The following is a 19,158-nucleotide window of genomic DNA, read 5'->3' as shown; positions in this document are numbered from 1 at the left end:
CACGTTCCGTCACGGTGGCACGTCATTCACTCACTGCCGGTGAAATGCCGAGATCATTGTTTGGAATCATTCCGCCGATCGGCGGTGCAGCGTACCGACGGACGGTGTCGACAATTCCGTGTCCTGTTCGCGGGGAATCTCCGCGACGTCGATCACGGAGGCAGACGGATGAACGCACCAGGTCCCGACGGAGCGGCCATCACTCGGACGCTGGTGGAACGACTGGGGCGCCGAACCTTCCTGCGAGCGGTCAGCGCGGTCGGGATCACCGGCGGGGCGATGGCCGTCGGCGCCGTGCCGGCACTGGCCGGCGACCGGGACGGGCGGCGGGGCGGTGACCGGGACGGGCGGCGCGGCGACCGCGGTCACCACGACCGCGACCGGTCCTGCGCCCCGGACGACTTCCCTGTGCTGCAGCCAGGCGCCGGAGCGATCCACGGAGACCACTACCTGGCGTCGGACCCGACCCTGGTCCGGTGGGGATACGTGCCGACGGTGCACGCCGAACCGGTGCTGACGATGGCCTCCGGCCAGACGGTCACCATCGACACCGTTTCGCACGAGGGTATTCTCGAGGACCAGGGCAGGGATCCGGTCACCTTCTTCGGGCAGCACGGGATGGACCGGTCCCGGGTCCTCGACGACGCGGTGGCGGTGGCCGCCGAGTACGACCGCCACCCGCGCAATTTCGACCTGGATGGACCCCACGTGGTCACCGGTCCCGTCTTCGTCGAGGGCGCCGAGCCCGGTGACGTCCTGAAGATCGAGCCGCTGGAGGCCGTCCCGCGGGTTCCCTACGGCGTCGTGTCGAGTCGGCACGGGAAGGGATCGCTGCCTCGACTGTCCGACGGATCGGCTCCCGCGGGCATCACCCTCGAGGAGGTGATGCCGCCGATCGAGACCGACGGCCGACCGACCGGTGTCCCGACCCAGTACGGGAACGTCTCGGTCTTCACCGCGATCGATGACGACGACGGGGTGATGCCCTTCGGTGACGACCGGACGGTGCGATTCCCGCTGCGGCCGTTCATGGGAATGATGGGTGTGGCGTTCGCCGACGCCACCGAGCTGACCTCGCCGACCGCCAATTCCATCCCGCCCACCCTCGGCGGCGGCAACATCGACATCCGGCTGCTCGGGGTCGGCTCCACGTTCTACCTGCCGGTCTTCGCGCCCGGCGCACTGTTCTACGTCGGTGATCCGCACATGTCGATGGGCGATGGTGAGGTGGCGCTGACGGCGATGGAGGGGTCGTTGCGCGGCACCTTCCGGCTCACCGTCTGCAAGCCCGGGTCCGGCGACGCGCCGTCCGTGGCGCATCGCTACCCGTTCGCGGAGACCGAGAACGCCTGGATCCCCATCGGCCTGTCCGATCCGGACGGCGCCGTCGATGGTCAGAACAGCGACCTCGACGTGGCCATGCGCCGCGCCGTGCTCAATGCCCTGGACTTCCTGCAGGAGGAGCAGGGCATGGACCGGGCCACGGCCTACGCCTACCTGTCCGCGGCGGCCGACTTCGTGATCTCCCAGGTGGTGGACCGGACGGTCGGGGTCCACGGCCTCATCGCCAAGAATCACTTCGCCTGAGTCGCCGCGTCCGCGGATCGTCGGTCGACCACTGCCCAGAAGCCCCACGACGCGGCCGGCGGCGCCGGGTTGCTCCACCGGGATGAGCACCCGTGGACCGGACACCGTCCCCACCGAGGCATCGGTCATCGTCGCCGCTGGGAAGTGCGATGGGCGACGTCCCTGGGCTGGCCGACCCCGACCCGGATGACGCCGTGGTGGACGCCATCTGGAGGCTCGCCGCACGAGACGTGCGGCTGAACTCGGTCTCCGGGCCGGGACCGGGCCGCCGACACCGCCCGGACATGACGAACGGCCGGGTCGCACCTGCTGGTGCGGCCCGGCCGTCGGGACAGCGGAGCGCCGGAGCGCTCCCTCACTCCATGTCGGAGTCCTCCAGGCGGAACCCGACCTTCATCGTCACCTGGTAGTGCGCGACCTGGCCGTTCTCGATCTCGCCGCGGATGGACGAGGTCTCGAACCAGTCGAGGTGGCGCAGGGTGCGGGCGGCCCGCTGGACGGCGTTGGTGATGGCGTCCTCGACGCCGGTCTTGGACGTCCCGACGATCTCGGTCACCCGGTACACGTGCTCGGTCATGTTGTGCTCCCTCGCTGTCGACGAACGGTGTCGCGCGGCTGCGGTGTGGACTGCCACCGGCTGATCAGCGACCCTATCGGGGGCCAGATGGCAGACGCCGCCCGGGTGCTCGTTCCCATCGACGGATCGACCGGCCGCCGATCACCGCCCGGGCGCGAAGGTCTCGAGCAGGTGCATGGCCCGTCGCAACGACTCGGCGGGATCGGCACCCGGCCCGCTGATGGCCGGATCGAAGTTGGGATCCAGGAACACCTCGGTCACGCCGGCGGCCGCGAGCGCGGCCAGGTCCTCCCGGATCTGCTCGGCACTCCCCCGCAGCGGCCGGCGTGCGGCCGGATCTCCGGCCCGGTCGGCGCCGTCGGTCAACCGGACCACCCCGCGGCAGACGATCCGCAGCCGGTCGGGGTCGCGACCGGCCGTCGTCGCCGCTTCCCGGATGATCGCGATGTCCTCCCCGATACGGCGCAGGTCGGCGCGGCTGGCACTGATCCAGCCGTCGGCCATCCGGCCGACCCGGCGCAGGGCGGCCGGGGCAGCGCCGCCCAGCAGCACCGGCGGATGCGGACGCTGCCGCGGCTTGGGGTCGACGTGCGAGCGAGGCACCCGGTAGAACGCCCCGTCGAACTCCACCGGATCCTGCGTCCAGATCGCGGTCAGGCAGCGCAGGAACTCCTCGAACCTGGCCCCGCGTCGGGCGAAGGGGACGCCCACCGCGTCGAACTCCTCCTGGGCCCAGCCCGCTCCGAGGCCGAGGTCGAGCCGACCGGCGCTGACCTCGTCGAGCGTGGTCGCCGCCTTGGCCAGCTGGAGCGGCGTCGTGAACGGGGCGTTCAGCACCGCCACCCCGAGCCGCACCCGTTCGGTCAGCGCCGCGGCGTAGGCCAACGACACCAAGGGATCGTGTGGAGAGTCGTAGGACGAGCCCCAGGAGTGCTCGATCGGGGTGAGCAGACGTTGGAACGTCCACAGCGAGTGGTACCCGGCCGCCTCGGCCTCGCGGGCCACGGTCGCCATGGCGTCCGCCGTGGCCCAGGCTCCGGACGTCGGGAGTCCGAAGCCGAGCGCGGGAGAAGGTCCGGACGGGGCGGCACCGGGCTGCGTCACGGGCGGAACCCTACCGAGCGCCCCGATCACCGCGCTCGATCACTCGGTCGGTGCCCCGACCGCGCGCAGTCCCGTGACCGCCCAGCGCTCGGCCCGGCGCACGGCCGCACCGCTCGGGGCGCCGGCCAGCGCACCGCCGGCCAACAGCCGGTACCGCTCGCCCGCCTGCCGGTCCGCGGCGGACAGCCCAGGGTCGTCGAGGGCGTGCTCCAGTCGGTCGACCAGCATCCGGGCCCTGGCTCGGCCGGCGGTGTCGACGCGCGGCCGGGCCCGCAGCAGCGGCAGACCCGCCCCCAGCAGCAGGATCACCCCACCGGCCAGCCACACCCACATCAGGCGCCCACTCCCGCGGCGGTGAGGCGGCGGCGCAGCTCGCGGATCCGTCGCGTCGGGACGACGGCGTCATCGCCGAGCCGCAGCGACCCGACGATGCTCACCAGGTCGAGGTACTCGGGCACGACCTCCGCGGCCGACCGCCGGTGCCGCTCGGGGGCATCCGGGCCGAGTTCCAACAGCAGCAGGGCGATCTCGCTGAGCGCGCTGTCCAGCCCGTCGCGGAGGTCGACGAACCGCCGGCGGCGCTCCCGCGCCGCGGCGACGGCCGCGACGATGCGCCGGCCGCCCCACCAGCCGCCGGCCGCGGCGGCGACCACGCCGGCGGTGATGCCACCGGCGATCAGCCAGTCGCGGGCCGGGGCCGGGTACTGCCGGACGCGGTCGTCGACATCGCCGCGGCGGACGGCGCCGTCGTAGGTGAAGGCCAGCTGCTCGGCCTGGCCACGGAGATCGTCGGTGAGGTACTTGGTCGAGTACCCGAGTTCGCGTTCGATCCGGACGTCGAAGCCGAAGTCATCGACCTGGAGGCCGATGTCGTCGCCGAAGCACTCGGCGGCGAAGCCCCCGTCCTCGGGGACGGACACCAGGATCAGCACGTCGTCGAGGCGACTCTCGATGGCGGTGCAGGTGCCCAACGGCTTCTCGGCCATGGGACTGTCCTCGGCCAGCGCGACCAGCACCACGGGTCGCTGCCCGATGGTGCCGCGGATCCGGTCGGCGAGCGCGGCCGGATCGCCGCCGGTGATCTGATCCGGCAGGTCCGGGTCCAGCCAGACCGAGTCCCGATCGAGCGCCTCGACCACCGGCGCGACGTCGCTGAACGGCAGGGTCAGCCGCGGCCACTGCTGCCAGACGAGCGCGCCGATCCCGATGATCGCCAGGATGACCGCGGCCCGCAGGCCGTGGGTCCACCGATCGACGGCGGCCACCGTGCGGCGCGTGCCCTTCGGTGCGGGTGGCTGCTTCCGGCTGGGCGCCACCGGCTTCCGTCGTGTGCGACCGCGCCGGGCCGCCTGCTCGGCGGTGCCGCGCGCCTGGCGCCGGCTCATCGCCCGCTCCCCGAAGTCGCAGCCGCTCCGACACCGATCAGGGCCTGACGTGCCCGGGCCAGCGATCGTTCCGCGTCGTCCGGGTCACCCCGCGCGGCCAGCAGATCCCGGGCCTCGGCCAGCGCCTGCAACGCCGTGTCGACGAGCCGCCGGTCCTCGTCCTCCCGGGCCAGCGGCTCCAACTCGAGCAGCCGTGCCGACAGCGCCGCCACCTGTCCGGCCAGCCGGTCGCGCTGCAACTCGTCAGCGCGGTCGCGTTCGGCCTGGGCGACTCTGCGCATCCGGTTCCGGCGCCGGGCCAGCAGCCAGCTTCCACCGACCAGCACCGCCGCGGTGCCGGAGAACAGCCAGGGCAGCACGCCGCTGACACCGCCGACCGGATCGGCGGTCTCGGGTGACGGCTGATCGGTGGTCACCCCGGTGCGCAGTGCTCGGATGCGCGACGCGATCCCGTTCAGCAGCCGGTGCGGCGCCTCGCCGTACTGCAGGAAGAAGTCGGTGTACGCCCCGTAGGAGTACAGCAGCGCCGCACGCAGGAGATCTGGCTCAGGACCGGCCATGTCGAACCAGCGACCGGTGACGACGACGACCACGTCGTCCGGGAACCGTTGCGCCAGTGGTCCGATCAGGTTTGGGTACCCACCGTCCAGCCCCGGTGAGGGCAGGAACGCCGCTCGCACCCGCAGGTCCGGTCCGACATCCCACCCCTGGGCGACCACGTCGTCGGCCACGCCGTCGGCGCGGAAGAAGCCCTCCGCGGCAAGGGCGTCGCCGACCGCAGCGACCAGCTCGGGATCGGCGGGAACGGGAACTTCGACCTGGGTGTCGGTGTCCTCCGCCTGCGCGGCGTCCCGATCGACGAGGTACCGGGCGGCGAACCGGGCCTGCCGGGTCACGTCCTGTCGCAACAGGTTCGTCTGCAGCCCACCGAGCTCGTCGGGGCTGACGGTGAAGATCGACACCGACGCCATCAGGCCGGTGACTGACAGCAGCTCGAACTCCTGCTCCGCCGCCCACTCCTGCACCGCACTGACCTGGTCGTACGACGTGCGCCGGGCGTCCCGATCGGCGAACGGCAGCAGCAGCAGCTTCGCGTTCGCCGCGGCCAGCGCCGGCCGCACCACCGACTCGTCGATGCGCGCCGGCGCGCCACCCACCGACGCGATGTCGTCGCTGCGCAATGCCGCGATCGCCTCGTCGACCGTCCAGCTCAGCGCCACCGGGGACGATTCGTCGAAGGTCGTCGGTTCGCGCACCCGGAGGAGTCTAGGAAGCGGGGTGGACATCCCCCAACGCGCGAGGGGAGCACCACCCGGTCGGGTGGTGCTCCCGGTCGAGACTGATCACACGGAGCTGATCAGAGCAGCGCCTTCACCTCGAGGAACTCCTCGAAGCCGAACGGCCCCCACTCGCGGCCCAGGCCGGACTGCTTGTAGCCGCCGAACGGCGCCAGCGGGTTGTACTGGCCGCCGTTGATCTGCACCTGACCGGTGCGGATCCGCTTGGCCACCGCCTCGGCGTGCTTGCGGTCGCCCGACCACACGCCGCCGGCCAGCCCGTAGATCGAGTCGTTGGCGATCCGGACGGCCTCGTCCTCGTCGTCGTACGGGAGGATCGACAGCACCGGCCCGAAGATCTCCTGCTGGGCGATGGTCATCTCCGTGGTGACCTCGGAGAACACCGTCGGCTTCACGAAGTAGCCGGCGGGCAGGTCCTCGGGGGTGTCACCGCCGCCGGTGACCAGCTTGGCGCCCTCGACCACGCCCTGCTCGATCAGCTCGCGCACCCGTTGCAGCTGAGTGGAGGACACGACCGGGCCCAGCTTGGTGCCCTCGGCGAACGGGTCGCCGATGGTGTAGGTCTCGGCGACGCGCTTGGCGATCTCCTCGGCCTGGGCCAGCGATTCACGCGGGACCAGCATCCGGGTCAGCGCCGAGCAGGTCTGCCCTGAGTTGGCGTAACAGGCGCCGACGCCGCTGGTCACGGCCTGCTCCAGGTCTGCGTCGCGCAGGATGATGTTGGCCGACTTGCCGCCCAGCTCGAGCGCCACCCGCTTGACGGTCTGCGAGGCCAGCTCGGAGACGCGGCGCCCGGCCCGGGTGGAGCCGGTGAACGAGACCATGTCGACGTCCGGGTGCGCGGCGATGGCCTCGCCGACCACCGGCCCGGTGCCCTGGACCATGTTGAAGACGCCGGCCGGCACGCCCGCGGCCTCGACGACCTCGGCCAGGATGTAGGCGCTCAGCGGCGCGACCTCGGACGGCTTGACCACGACGGTGCAGCCGGCGGCCAGCGCGGGCGCCACCTTGCAGCAGATCTGGTGCAGCGGGTAGTTCCACGGCGTGATGCAGCCGACGACGCCCACGGCCTCCTTGACGATGGTCGACGGGCCGAGCGCGGACTCGAACTCGAAGGACTCGAGCACGTCGGCCGCCACGGTGAACGACATCGGGGCGAGCCCGGCCTGCACACCGGTGGCCATCCACAGCGGCGAGCCCATCTCGCTGGCGATGATCTCGGCGATCTCGGCGGACCGCTCCTGCAGTCCGGCGGCGATGGCCCGCAGCACGGCGACGCGCTCGGCCTTCGGGGTCACGGACCAGGCGTCGAACGCGGCCCGGGCGGCGGTGACGGCGTCGTCGACCTCCTCGGCGGTGCCGGCGGGCACCGACCCGATGGCCTCCTCCGTGGCCGGGTTGATCACCTCGATCGCCTCGCCCGAGCGGCTCGGGGTCCAGGCGCCGCCGATGTACTGATCGGTGCGCTCGAGTCTCGTCCTGGTGGCCGTCATGGGCACTCCCCCGCGATGTCGTCGTTGAACACGGTCGGGTCGATGCCGACCGGGGGGTCGGCCCGGCGAGTATCGCGGGTGTCGTCAGCGGGGGGCAATGCGGACCGACCACCCGGCTGGTCGCCAGGTGGCGACGATCGCCCGCCGGCAGTGGCCAAGTGCGACGCGGGAGCCGCACGGCCGGTTTCGTATCCTGAGCCCGGCGAACGATCGCCATCGTTCGTCCACCGCCTCGCCGAGCCGTGCCCACGTCCCGTGGCCGGACCGGCATCCCCAGGAAGCGTCCGTCTGCTGATGTCTGCCGCCGCCCGGCCCTCCGGCGCCGAGTTGCCCCACGACGCTGCGCCGACCACCGGGACGGATCCGGTCCGCATGCCCCGTCAGATCTTCGTGCTGGCGATCGTCGCCTTCCTGGTGGCGATCGGCCTGGGCATCGTCGGGCCGGCGATCCCCTTGCTGGCCGCCGACTTCGGCGTGGGCAAGACCCTGGCCGCCACCGCGATCAGTGTCTTCGCCCTGTTCCGGCTGGTGTCCGCGTTCGCCAACGGCCGACTGGTGGAACGGTTCGGCGAACGGCGGGTGCTGGGCATCGGGCTGGCCATGCAGGCGGTGACCACGGTGCTGGCCGGCATCGCCCCCAACTTCACCCTGGTGATCCTGTTCCGGTCGCTGGGTGGCTTCGGCAGTGCCGCCTTCACCGTGGCGGCCATGTCCCTGCTGCTCCGGATCGCGCCCGAGACGCACCGCGGCCGGGCGGCCAGCATGTATCAGGGTGGCTTCCTGCTCGGCGCCATCGGTGGGCCGGCGCTGGGCGGCTTCCTGACCGAGGTCTCGCCGCGGGTGCCGTTCATCGTCTACGGCGTGCTGCTGGCCATCGCCGGCACGGTCGGCATGATCATGTTGCGCGGCGCCCCGCCGCCACCGCCGCCGGCTCCGCGGACCGCCCGGCCCTCGCAGCGCCGGCTCGGGCTGCGGCGGCGCAGCCGCCGGTCGGGCCCGTTGGTGTCCCCGACGCCCGCGCCGGACGACGTCACCGAGACGGTGGTGGAGCGCGCAGTGGCCGGCGCCGACCGGGCTCGCCCTGCCTTCTCGTTGGCGCAGGCGTTCCGGTCGCGGGCCTTCATCACCTGCCTGATCATCAACTTCGCCGCCGGCTGGACCCTGTACGGGATGCGCACGTCGCTCATGCCGATCTACGTGGTCGAGGACGTCGGCCGCAGCATCGCCTGGGCCGGGGTGGCGTTCCTCATCGGCTCGGCCGTCCAGGCGCTGATCCTGCTCCGAGTGGGCAAGCTGGTCGACGTCACCGGCCGCAAACCGGTGCTGATCGTCGGCGCGGCCCTGGTGACGGCGGCCATCGGGGTTCTGATGTTCCCGGCTTCCGCCCCGTCGTTCCTGGTGTCGATGGTGCTGATGGGAGCGGGCGGCGCCATGCTGGCCAGCGCCCCGGCCGCCATCCTGGCGGACCTCACCGGTGGACGCGGCGGGCGGGTGGTCGCGGTCTTCCAGATGGCGTCCGACCTCGGCGCGGTGATCGGGCCGATGGTGGCGGGGGCGCTCACCGACGCCATCTCCTACCAAGTGGCGTTCAGCGCCTCCGCCGTCGTGCTGGCCATCGGGCTGGGCTGTTCGATCTTCATGCCGGAGACGAAGCGACGCGCCAAGGTCTGAGTGCCGCTGTCGGTGGGCGTGGCTACCGTCCCCGACATGAGCGCCGACATCGACGTCCCCGACGATCTCGACGCGGTCCGCCGGTCGTACGACGCGGTGGCCGACTCGTACGTGGCGATGGGCGCCGGGCGCCTCGACTCGGCGCCGTGGTTGCGGGCAGCGTTGGATGCCTTCGCCGAGCAGGTCCGGGGCCTCGGTCCGGTACTCGACGCGGGGTGCGGCCCGGGCGACGCGTCCGGATACCTGCACGAACGGGGCGTCCAGGTGACCGGCATCGACCTGTCACCGCGCATGGTCGGGCACGCCCGGCGGCTGCATCCACAGCTGACGTTCGACGTCGCCTCGGTGACGGAGATCGCCCCGGCCGCAGAGTCGCTCGGCGGGGTCCTGGGTTGGTGGTCGTGGTTCAACCTGCCGCGGGCTGTGCTGCCCCAGGTGATCGCTCGGATGACCGGAGCACTGCGACCAGGCGGGCACCTGCTCATCGGCACTCACGTCGGCGAGGGCGACCTCGAGCGGACGACGGCCTACGGCGACGTCCCCGTGCACTGGACGACGCATCTGTACCAGCCGGAAGAACTGACGACCCTGCTCACGGCCGCCGGCCTGACCATCGCCGCCGAGTTGCGCCTGCCGTCCGAACCGCCGCAACACGCCCAGGTGATCATCTCAGCACGCACGCCGAGCGGTGGGCCGCCCCATCTGGAACAGGACGGTGCCGGGGAATGTACGGTCGTACACATGGCGACCTCCTGCACGGGTGATCCCTGGACCGACGGCGAGGACGCGTGACCACCTCGCGCACGCCGCGGCGGACCGACCCGATGCGCCGGGACCGGATCATCGACGCCTGCCTGGACGTCATCGCCGAGGTCGGGGTGGCCGGGACGTCGCACCGCAGGGTGGCCGCGGCCGCCGACGTCCCGCTGGGCTCGATGACCTACCACTTCTTCGGCATGGACGAGCTGCTGCACGAGGCGTTCAGCCGCTTCGCCGCGACGGTGAGCGAACGCTTCGCGGCACGGATGGCCGAAGCGACCGATCTGGACGCCGCCCGGCGGGCGGTCGTCACCCTCATCACCGCCGACGTGCTGGCCGACCGCCGTGACCTGGCCATCACCCTGGAGCTCTCCGCGCTGGCTGCCCGGGAACCGGACTACCGGGACATCACCACCGCCTGGATGGCCCGCAGCCGCGCGGCACTGGAACAGCACTTCCCGTCCTCGGTGACCCGGGCCCTCGACGCCCTCATCGAGGGCCTCACCGTGCACCGGGCGTTGAGTACCGAGCCGATCGACGACGCCACCGTCGCCGCGGCGGTGCAGCGCATCACCGCAGCGGTCTGAGCGCACGTTGCCGCGGAATGTACGATCGTCCACATCATGTGTACGCTCGTACACATGGCCGGCCCGACCCTTGCACCCTCCCGCGCCGACCAGCGGGCCCGTGTCGCCGTCGCGGCTCTGTTCTTCACCAACGGCGCGCTGTTCGCGAACCTGCTGCCCCGCTACCCGGAGATCAAAACCGCGCTGCAGCTGGACAACTCGGCCTACGGACTGTCGGTGGCCGCGTTCCCGGCCGGTGCCATCGTGGCCGGGCTGGCCGCGGGGGTGCTGGTCCGCCGGATGGGCTCGGCCCGGGTGGCGGCATTCGGAACCATCCTGACCGGCCTCGGCGCGCTGGTCGCCGGGATCTCACCGGCCCCGGTGCTCTTCGCCGCCGCCCTGTTCGTCGCCGGAGCCATGGACGCGCTCACCGACGTCGGCCAGAACGCCCACGGACTGCGCGTGCAGCGGCGGTACGGCCGGTCGATCATCAACTCGTTCCACGCGGTGTGGTCGATCGGTGCGGTGACCGGCGGATCGATGGCCGCCGGGGCCATCGCGTTGGGCCTGCCGCTGGGCGTGCACCTGAGCATCTCGACCGTGCTGTTCGCCGCTGTGGCGCTGATCGCGCTGCGGTTCTGCCTGCCCGGGCGGGACACCGACCCGGCCGACGGCACCGCGGACCCCACCGAGGCGGCGACCGCCGGACGTCGGGTTCCGATCCGGTTGTGGCTGATGATCGTGGCGTTCGTCCTCATCGCCATCGCCGGCACCACCGTCGAGGACGCCGGCAACTCGTGGGCCACTTTGTACCTGGGCTCGCTGTCGGCGCCGGCCGCGGTGGCCACATCGGGGTTCGTCGCGCTGGTCGGGGCGCAGTTCGTCGGCCGCCTGCTCGGCGACCGGCTCGTCGACCGCTTCGGCCAGCGGGCGGTGGCCCGGACCGGCGGGCTCATCGTCGCGGTCGGGATGGGTGCCGCTCTGGCCCTCCCGTCCGTCCCCGGTGCGATCCTCGGCTTCGCCGCGGCCGGGTTCGGGGTGGCCACGCTGGTCCCGGCGGCGATGCACGAGGCCGACGAGTTGCCCGGCCTCAAGCCGGGCACCGGTCTGACCCTGGTGTCGTGGCTGATGCGGATCGGCTTCCTGGCCTCGCCGCCGGTGGTCGGGGCGATCGCGGATGCGACCAGCCTGCGCATCGGTCTGCTGGTCGTGCCGATCGCCGGCATCGTGGTCATCCTGCTGGCCGGGGTGCTGCAGCCGCGACGGGATTGAGCGGTCGACACACTGACCGACCGGATGGACCGGTGGCGCGCCGCCACGCCACCGGCCCGGACCACCGGTCGGGTCAGCTGGACGATCCGGCCTCCACCTGGCGGTCCGACGGCCCGTCAGCCGACCTGCTCTCGACCGTCGAGGCGCGCAGCGACGTCGGCGTCTCGGCCAGATCGATCGGGATCCTGCGCTGCTTGGCGCGTTCCGCGATCGGAATGATCACCGTCAGGACGCCGTTGGCGTAGTTGGCACTGATCCGCTCGGTGTCGACGCCGTCGCCCAGGCTCAGCTGCCGCAGGTACGACCCGGCGAACCGCTCGTTGGTCAGCCACTGGCCGCCCTGATGCTCGGCCGCCGTCCGGTGGGCCCGGATGGTCAGGGTGTTGTGGTCGACATCCAGGTCGACCGACCCGGGGTCGACACCCGGCAGGTCGGCGAGCACCACGAAGTGGTCGTCGACCTTGACCACGTCCATCGGCATGAAGCGGGGGGTCCGGCCGTTCTCCACGGTCCCCATGGCCAACCGGCGAAACGCCTCGACGTCGCGGAAGGGATCGAAACCAAGCACAGCAACCACCTCCTGTGGACCTCTCCTCTGGCTCACCCGCCCCGGTGGCGGGCGCCGTGTCGTCTGTGCCTGCCGTCTGTTCTAGCACTCGCACCCCGAGAGTGACAAGTCCGAAGTTTGCGAAGTAGGCTGCGCGCCTGCAGCTCTCGTGGTTCGGCTCGGGCGATGGGGCGCGATGCGCGGCAGTCCCCAGGCGCACCTACCCTGGAGCCATGACGACCAACGGCGAGTACGCCCCCAGCCCCACCGAATGGGTCCGCAAGCAGGTCGAGGAGTACGAGGGCTCCGGCGGAACCCATGGCACCGACCTCCGCGGCATGCCGGTGGTGATCCTGACCATGCGCGGCGCCAAGAGCGGCAAGCTGCGCAAGGTGCCGCTGATGCGCGTGGAGCACGACGGCCGGTACGCCGCGGTGGCGTCCCGGGGCGGGGCGCCGAAGCACCCGGTCTGGTACTACAACCTGCAGGCGAACCCGGAGCTGGAGCTGCGCGACGGCACCGAGACCTTCGCGATGAAGGCGCGCGAGGTGTACGACGACGAGCGACAGGAATGGTGGGACCGGGCCGTCGAGGCGTACCCGGACTACGCCGACTACGAGCGCAAGACCGATCGGGTCATCCCGGTGTTCGTCCTGGAACCGGTCACTGAGTGAACCGGGTGGGGCGGGCGCCGCAGCGGCCACCCCACCCGCGCGATCAACTCGAGATGGCGGACGGGGTCGGCACCGCGCCGTCCCATCGGCTGCTGCCCTTCAGCGAGTGCGAACTCGCCGCGATCGGGAAGCCGGTGGTGAAGGACAGCTGCAGCCGGACGTTGCTGACCTTCATGGCATAGACGGTGGGTGTCGCGCCCGCCGGGCAGTTGCGGGGCTCAGCGTTCGCCGGGAAGCCGTAGGTCGACACGCTCAGCTGGTCGCCCGTCCTGGGCACCGTGAACCCGAAGCCCCGACGCGTGTTCAGCGGCAGAGGCTCAACCACCGTGCGGTTGTACGCCCGGAGTCGCTTGCCGTCCCGTTCGCAACCGTAGGCCCGCGCGAGGGTGGCGGTGCCGGTCAGGTTGCCCTCCGGCATCGGCCCCTGACGCGGCGGCAGGGCGCGGCCGGCCAGTCCCGAGAACGTCGCCTGCACGGTGACGGTGCCGCAGTTCAGGAAGGACCCCTGGTCGCAGATCGGCGCGATCTGCGGCGGGGACAGGGTGACCGTGGTGATGTGGCTGGTGAGCGTGAGCGGCCGGTTCTGCTTGGTCGACGCCTGGGCCGTCATGGGCACCGTGAGCAGCAGCAGGGTGGACAGGAGCGACACCAGCAGGGTGTTGCGACAGCGCATCGGAGATCCTCTCGTCGATGAGCAAGCGCATGGCGTCCGAGCCGGCCAGGCCGACCCGGACCGCTCGGAGTCCACCGTGGTTGGGGATCATCCGGGCCGTGCGACCGTACGGCCGTCGACGACCCGGAACGACCATCGGTCGCGATGTTGGCCGAACCGTCACTCACTTGCGACCGGGGCGTTGATCAACATTCCGTTCCACGGATGCCGGGCCGGGGAATGGAACGCCCGACCGGTCGATCGAATGAATGCTCAACCATTTTCGGTCACACGTTCGGCCCGAAGGCCCCTCACAGCACCGTGTTTCGCTCAACTGTCGATCATCCTCGGCGATCGAGCGCTGGTGCGGACCTCGTTTCCGGCGAATGGCCGACCAGACGACCGGCCGCCACCGTCACACACCGGAGTGCTTTTCCCCGCTCCATCGAGCGGTGAACACGCCGGATCCGGTGAATCGCGAGATCGAACTCGCTGACCGTCACCGGCCGGCGTCGTGGGATCGGGCGCCATCGGTGTGCATCCGAACCACCCGGCAGACTGACCGGGTGGCATCCTCCGTACCGCGTCCGTCCCTCGACCACCGCCAGATGGACCGCGCCGTCGGTGCGGTGCTCGGTGGCGCAACCGGGGACGCGCTCGGGGTGCCGTACGAGTACGGGTCACGACCGCTGGAGACGCCTGCCCGCATGCTCGGCGGCGGACTCGGGAACTACGCGCCCGGACAGTGGAGCGACGACACCGAGATGGCCACGTGCATCCTGCGGGTGGCGGCCACCGGCGCCGACCTGCGGACCGCCGAGTCGCTCGACCGGATCGCCGAGCTGTTCCTGGAATGGGCGGCCACCGATCCCGCCGACATCGGCATCCACACCCGCGACCTGCTCGGCGAGGCACTCGTCGAGCGCGCCCGGCGTCCGGACGAGCCCACCGGCGCGCTGCTCACCCGACTGTCCACCGAGCGGCACGCCCGCACCGGCCGCACCGCCGGCAACGGCTCCCTGATGCGGACCGCACCGGTGGCGCTCGCGCACCTGGGCGACCCGGATGCCATCGACGGCGCCGCCCGCGCCGACAGCGCACTCACCCACGCCGATCCGATCGCCGGTGAGGCGTGCGTGCTGTGGTGCATGGCCATCGACCACGCCATCCGGGCCGGAACACTCGACGTACGCGTCGGTCTCGACCGGGTGAGCCCCGCCTGGAACGGATGGCTCGATGCGGCCGAGCGTCAGGAACCCGCCCACTTCGCCGACCACAACGGGTGGGTGGTGGCCGCACTGCAGGGCGCGTGGTCGGCGGTCGTCCGCGCCGACAGCCTGCCCGACGGGCTGCAGCGCGCGGTCGCCGGCGGCGGCGACACCGACACCGTGGCCGCCATCGCCGGTGCGCTGCTCGGCGCCCGGTTCGGCGGCAGCACCGTGCCGGCCGCGGAGCGGCGCATCGTGCACGGCTGGCCCGGCTACCGCGCCCGGGACCTGGTCGCGCTCGCTGCGCTGGCCGCCCGCGGCGGCCGTCCCGACCCGGACGGCTGGCCGACCGTCGGCGCGATGTCCTACTCGGGCAACGGTGGCGGCGGCCGCCCGGTGCCGCACCCCGACGACCCCGGTGTGCTGCTCGCTGCGGCCGACGCGCTGCACCCCGGCGTGGCCGACGCCGTGGTCAGCCTGTGCCGACTCGGCGCCGACGAGGTACCACTGGCCGGCGTCCGACCGGAGGACCACGTCGAGGTCTGGCTGGTCGACAAGGAGGACGCCAACAACGATCTCACCCGAGCGGTGTGGGACGCGGCGGCCGTCGTCCGGGACCTGCGGACCGAGGGCCGCACCGTGCTGCTGCACTGCGTACACGCCCAGACCCGCACACCAGTGGTGGCCGCCGCGTACGGAGCCCTCATCACCGGCACCGATCCGGGCGAAGCGCTGCAGCGGGTGCAGCGCGTGCTGCCGTCGGCCGCGCATCCGCGGCCGTCGGTGGTGGCCGCGCTGAACGCCGCTGTCCCGCAATCCATCCCGCCCCGACCAACAGGAGCGCAGTGATGCAGGTCGAACAGGTCACCGATCCGATCGCCTACCACGCGGAGGGCCCGGTCTGGTGGCCCGGCTGGGGTGGCCTGCGGTGGGTCGACATGCTGGCCGGGGACGTCCTCTCGCTCCGTCCGGACGGCAGCATCGGCCGTCGCACCGTCGGGACCATCGCCGCGTGCGTGCGCCCACGGACCGGCGGCGGCGCGGTGATCGGCGTGGAACGCGGCTTCGCGCTGGAGGATCCGGACGGCACCCTGCAGGTGCTGCCGCCGGTGTTCCTCGACGCGGGCGTGCGGATGAACGAAGGCGACTGCGATCCGCACGGCCGGTTCTGGTGCGGGTCGATGGCTGCGGACCGGTCGCCCAGCGCCACCCTGTACCGACTCGATCCCGACCGCACCGTCACGCCGGTGCTGACCGGCGTCACCGTCTCCAACGGGCTGTCCTGGACCCCGGACGGCGACCGCGCCTTCTACAACGACACCGCCACCCAGCAGGTCGCGGTGTTCGACGTCGACGCCGATCGCGGTCTCACCCACCGACGGGTGTTTGCCGAGATCGCCGAGAGCGACGGCCATCCCGACGGACTGACCGTCGATGCGCAGGGTGGGGTGTGGGTCGCGCTGTACGGCGGCGGAGCCGTCCACCACTACCTGCCGGGCGGCACCCTGGCCGACGTCATCGAACTGCCGGTCAGCAAGGTCACCGCATGCACGTTCGGTGGCGAGCACCTCGACGAGCTGTTCATCACCACCTCGCGCGAGGATCTCCCGGACGACGCAGAACCGTTGGCGGGTTCGGTGTTCCGAGCTCGTCCTGGGGTGACCGGGCAGCCGGCCCGGACGTTCGCGGGCTGATCGTCGCCGCCGGACTCGGAGTCCCACACGAATGCGGTGACGCCGCGTCGGATCCCGCAGTGGTCGACGATGCCACGTTCGGAGATCGGCAGCAGGTGCATGGTCAAACGCTGCTCACGAGACGGTGTGCCGCTGATCACGTGTCAGGACGGCGCACCCGGGCTCAGCCGGTCGGCCGGCCCGTCGCCCGGCCGTCGTGATCATTCCGTTGCCGTGACGATCGCCACGCGCAGGCTCCGGGCCTGCGGCGTCGCCCGGTACGATGCGTACTTTCCGACCGACCGGTCGGACAGCCCCCAACGACACAGCAGTCGGAAGGAATCATGAGGGCATCAGCAACGACGCTGCGCGGTCGGCGCACCCGCTGGTTGATCAGTGCACTGGCCATCACGGCGCTCACCGTCACCGCGTGCGGCGGCGGCTCGGACAGCGGCTCGGACGGCGACGCGACGAGCAGCGGGCAGCTCGGCGGCACCGTGTCGGAGGGCGTCGACACCATCGGCGCCAACTACGACCAGCGTGACCCGGACGGCACCTTCCGGTACGTGTTCGTGCAGAACCCGACCAACTTCGACCCGGCCCGGTCGTCGAACGCGTTCGACATGATCTTCCTGCGGCTGGTCTACGACCAGCTGCTCCGGCAGAACGCCGAAGGCGAGCTGGAGCCGCAGCTGGCCACCGAGTGGGAGTTCGTCGACGACGACACCGCCCTGGTCATGAAGCTGCGCGACGACGTCGACTTCATCGACGGCACCCACTTCGACGCCAGCGTGGTCAAGGCCAACATCGACCGGGCGAAGACCCTGGAGACCAGCGTCCACAAGGGCGCCCTGGCCCGGGTGGCCGACGTCCAGGTGATCGACGAGTACACGGTGCGGTTCAACCTGTCCGGCCCCGGCGGCAACCTGCCGGCGATCTTCGCCGCCAACCTCGGCTCGATGGCCAGTCCGGCCGCGTTCGACAACCCGGACCTGGACCAGAACCCGGTCGGCTCCGGCTTCGCGACGCTCACGGAGTACGTGCCCGGCCAGGTCTCCCGGTACGAGCGCAACGAGGACTACTGGGATCCGGAGGCGGCCGGCGCGGCCAAGTACGAGATCTACATCCAGACCTCGGCGCCGACGCGGCTCAACATGCTGCAGACCGGCCAGGCGGAGCTCACCTACCTGGACGCCTCACAGGCCGAGCAGTCGGCCGCGGCGGGTCTGAACACCGCCCCCTCGCAGACGCTGACGATCCTGCAGATGTACACGAACCCCGGGAAGCCGCCGTTCGACGACTTCCGGGTGCGTGAGGCACTGGAGCACGCCATCGACCGGCAGGCCATCGTCGACGGGGTGTTCTTCGGACTGGACGCGCCGGTCGCGCAGTTCATGCCGCCGGACTACTGGGCCTACGACGAGGGTGTCCAGCCGGACGACCCCCGGTACAACTACGACCCGGAGAAGGCCAAGCAGCTGCTGACCGAGGCCGGCTACCCGGACGGCATCGACTTCGAGATGGTCGTGCCCAGCCTGGACGACCACCGGGCCGTCGCCGAGGCGCTGCTGCCCATGCTGGCCGAGGTCGGCCTGCGCGCCACCACTCGCGTCATCGAGGCCTCCAGCGCCGGCGTGACGTTCTTCAGCCGGCAGGAGGGCAACCTCATGCCCGGCATGGCCCCGCCGTTCTCCGACGTGACCAGCGCGTACCAGACCAATCTGACCGGCCAGTTCTCCAACCCGTGGAACCTGACCACGCCGGAGTTCGAGGCCGCGTGGCTGGAGGCGCTCGAGGGCGCCACCCAGGACGACCGTCTCCCCGGCATCGCCAAGATGGTGCAGGCGGAGAAGGAGATCCGGAAGAACGTGCCGATCCTGGCGCACTACCCCCCCAGCGCGTGGACCGACAAGGCCGCGTTCCCGGAGGGCTACCTCCCGGCCTACTCGGCCGACCTGCGCTACGTGGGCGTCACCGGCTGACCCCAGATCCATCCAGCGGATGCCCGGGAACCGTGCGACGGTTCCCGGGCATTCCTGCGTCCGGGCCAGGAGGAGCCGATCGATGACCGTCACCACCGACCGCGTGGACTTCAAGCGCACGCTCGACGACTACCGCGCGAAGCGGGGCGAGTTCCGCACGCTGGACGTGCCCGCCCGGCAGTACCTCGCCATCGACGGCTCCGGTGACCCCAACCGCTCACTCCAGTACGCCGACAGCATCGCCGCGCTGTACCCGGTCGCCTACGCGCTGAAGTTCGCCAGCAAGCGCGAGCTGGGCCGGGACTATGTCGTCCCGCCGCTCGAGGGCCTGTGGTGGGCCGACGACATGGACGCGTTCACCGCCCGCCGGGACAAGGCACAGTGGCAGTGGACGTTGCTGATCATGACGCCGGACTGGATCGAGCCGGTGGTGGTCGACGCGGCCGTGGCGAAGGCCGGGCGCACGGACCGGCCCGCCCGCCTGGACGACGTCCGGCTCCGGTCGCTGGCCGAGGGCACCGTCGTGCAGACCCTGCATGTCGGCTCCTACGACGACGAGGCCGAGGTGCTGGCCCGGCTGCACGACGAGTTCATCCCGGCCAACGGCCTGCGGATGACCGGCCGGCACCACGAGATCTACCTGTCCGACCCCCGCCGGGTCGCCCCCGAGAAGCTGCGCACCATCCTGCGGCAGCCGGTCGGCTGACCGC

At 71.7% G+C, this 19,158-nt stretch carries 18 protein-coding genes; 10 read left to right on the top strand and 8 right to left on the bottom strand.

From position 1 onward, the window contains the following. The first annotated feature begins 168 nt into the window (after nucleotides 1-168). Nucleotides 169-1,587: an acetamidase/formamidase family protein gene (locus JL106_RS14000; RefSeq protein ID WP_205261349.1), complete on the top strand. Its 1,419-nt coding sequence runs from the start codon at nucleotides 169-171 to the stop codon at nucleotides 1,585-1,587. Between the two features lie 355 nt (nucleotides 1,588-1,942). Here the strand turns inward: JL106_RS14000 and JL106_RS13995 are convergent, their stop codons facing one another. From JL106_RS13995 to JL106_RS13970, 6 genes are all read right to left on the bottom strand, one after another. Continuing rightward, nucleotides 1,943-2,164 carry a dodecin gene (locus JL106_RS13995; protein WP_205261348.1) on the bottom strand — a complete coding sequence of 74 codons (222 nt, stop codon included), beginning with the start codon at nucleotides 2,162-2,164 and terminating at the stop codon, nucleotides 1,943-1,945. A 141-nt stretch (nucleotides 2,165-2,305) separates the two neighbouring features. Continuing rightward, on the bottom strand, nucleotides 2,306-3,268 hold the full coding sequence (locus tag JL106_RS13990) for a TIGR03619 family F420-dependent LLM class oxidoreductase (RefSeq protein WP_205261347.1): 963 nt from the start codon (nucleotides 3,266-3,268) through the stop codon (nucleotides 2,306-2,308). Nucleotides 3,269-3,307: 39 nt separating this feature from the next. Then, a complete protein-coding gene (locus JL106_RS13985; RefSeq protein ID WP_205261346.1) occupies nucleotides 3,308-3,601 on the bottom strand; it encodes a hypothetical protein in 294 nt (97 codons plus the stop codon). After that, nucleotides 3,601-4,653 carry a hypothetical protein gene (locus JL106_RS13980; protein WP_205261345.1) on the bottom strand — a complete coding sequence of 351 codons (1,053 nt, stop codon included), beginning with the start codon at nucleotides 4,651-4,653 and terminating at the stop codon, nucleotides 3,601-3,603. The genes JL106_RS13985 and JL106_RS13980 overlap by 1 nt, the downstream gene beginning before the upstream one ends. Beyond that, on the bottom strand, nucleotides 4,650-5,909 hold the full coding sequence (locus tag JL106_RS13975; RefSeq protein WP_205261344.1) for a hypothetical protein: 1,260 nt from the start codon (nucleotides 5,907-5,909) through the stop codon (nucleotides 4,650-4,652). Before JL106_RS13975 ends, JL106_RS13980 begins: the two co-directional genes overlap by 4 nt. A gap of 101 nt (nucleotides 5,910-6,010) precedes the next feature. After that, nucleotides 6,011-7,444: an aldehyde dehydrogenase family protein gene (locus JL106_RS13970; protein ID WP_205261343.1), complete on the bottom strand. Its 1,434-nt coding sequence runs from the start codon at nucleotides 7,442-7,444 to the stop codon at nucleotides 6,011-6,013. Between the two features lie 15 nt (nucleotides 7,445-7,459). Here JL106_RS13970 and JL106_RS13965 point away from each other — a divergent pair, with 15 nt between their 5' ends. Genes JL106_RS13965 through JL106_RS13950 form a run of 4 tightly spaced genes read left to right on the top strand, consistent with a single transcriptional unit; the run spans nucleotide 7,460 to nucleotide 11,712 of the window. Then, complete coding sequence (locus tag JL106_RS13965) at nucleotides 7,460-9,115, top strand: MFS transporter (protein ID WP_328842389.1); 1,656 nt, start codon at nucleotides 7,460-7,462, stop codon at nucleotides 9,113-9,115. Nucleotides 9,116-9,151: 36 nt separating this feature from the next. Continuing rightward, a complete protein-coding gene (locus JL106_RS13960; RefSeq protein WP_236007664.1) occupies nucleotides 9,152-9,907 on the top strand; it encodes a class I SAM-dependent methyltransferase in 756 nt (251 codons plus the stop codon). 32 nt (nucleotides 9,908-9,939) lie between these two features. Next, nucleotides 9,940-10,461, top strand: coding sequence for a TetR/AcrR family transcriptional regulator (locus tag JL106_RS13955; RefSeq protein WP_205261367.1), 522 nt, complete (start codon nucleotides 9,940-9,942; stop codon nucleotides 10,459-10,461). Between the two features lie 54 nt (nucleotides 10,462-10,515). Further along, entirely contained in the window at nucleotides 10,516-11,712 is a 1,197-nt protein-coding gene (locus JL106_RS13950) for an MFS transporter (RefSeq protein WP_205261341.1), read from the top strand. A 73-nt stretch (nucleotides 11,713-11,785) separates the two neighbouring features. Here the strand turns inward: JL106_RS13950 and JL106_RS13945 are convergent, their stop codons facing one another. After that, nucleotides 11,786-12,280 carry an Hsp20/alpha crystallin family protein gene (locus JL106_RS13945; protein WP_205261340.1) on the bottom strand — a complete coding sequence of 165 codons (495 nt, stop codon included), beginning with the start codon at nucleotides 12,278-12,280 and terminating at the stop codon, nucleotides 11,786-11,788. A gap of 212 nt (nucleotides 12,281-12,492) precedes the next feature. On the opposite strand from JL106_RS13945, the gene JL106_RS13940 reads away from it, so the two are divergent. After that, complete coding sequence (locus JL106_RS13940) at nucleotides 12,493-12,933, top strand: nitroreductase family deazaflavin-dependent oxidoreductase (RefSeq protein ID WP_205261339.1); 441 nt, start codon at nucleotides 12,493-12,495, stop codon at nucleotides 12,931-12,933. Nucleotides 12,934-12,976: 43 nt separating this feature from the next. Here JL106_RS13940 and JL106_RS13935 read toward each other — a convergent pair whose 3' ends face one another. After that, complete coding sequence (locus JL106_RS13935; RefSeq protein WP_205261338.1) at nucleotides 12,977-13,606, bottom strand: hypothetical protein; 630 nt, start codon at nucleotides 13,604-13,606, stop codon at nucleotides 12,977-12,979. A gap of 587 nt (nucleotides 13,607-14,193) precedes the next feature. Here JL106_RS13935 and JL106_RS13930 point away from each other — a divergent pair. From JL106_RS13930 to JL106_RS13915, 4 genes are all read left to right on the top strand, one after another. Then, nucleotides 14,194-15,642 carry an ADP-ribosylglycohydrolase family protein gene (locus JL106_RS13930; protein ID WP_205261337.1) on the top strand — a complete coding sequence of 483 codons (1,449 nt, stop codon included), beginning with the start codon at nucleotides 14,194-14,196 and terminating at the stop codon, nucleotides 15,640-15,642. Continuing rightward, nucleotides 15,642-16,487 (top strand): SMP-30/gluconolactonase/LRE family protein, encoded by an 846-nt coding sequence (locus JL106_RS13925; protein ID WP_205261336.1) that lies wholly within the window; start codon nucleotides 15,642-15,644, stop codon nucleotides 16,485-16,487. The genes JL106_RS13930 and JL106_RS13925 overlap by 1 nt, the downstream gene beginning before the upstream one ends. A 323-nt stretch (nucleotides 16,488-16,810) precedes the next feature. Continuing rightward, nucleotides 16,811-18,448 carry an ABC transporter substrate-binding protein gene (locus tag JL106_RS13920; protein ID WP_205261335.1) on the top strand — a complete coding sequence of 546 codons (1,638 nt, stop codon included), beginning with the start codon at nucleotides 16,811-16,813 and terminating at the stop codon, nucleotides 18,446-18,448. 82 nt (nucleotides 18,449-18,530) lie between these two features. Next, nucleotides 18,531-19,154, top strand: a complete 624-nt coding sequence (locus JL106_RS13915; RefSeq protein WP_205261334.1) for a GyrI-like domain-containing protein — start codon at nucleotides 18,531-18,533, stop codon at nucleotides 19,152-19,154. Nucleotides 19,155-19,158: the final 4 nt, after the last annotated feature.

The sequence above is a fragment of the Nakamurella leprariae genome, from assembly GCF_016918035.1.
Taxonomy (GTDB): domain Bacteria; phylum Actinomycetota; class Actinomycetes; order Mycobacteriales; family Nakamurellaceae; genus Nakamurella; species Nakamurella leprariae.
This window is presented reverse-complemented; position numbering and strand designations above follow the sequence as displayed.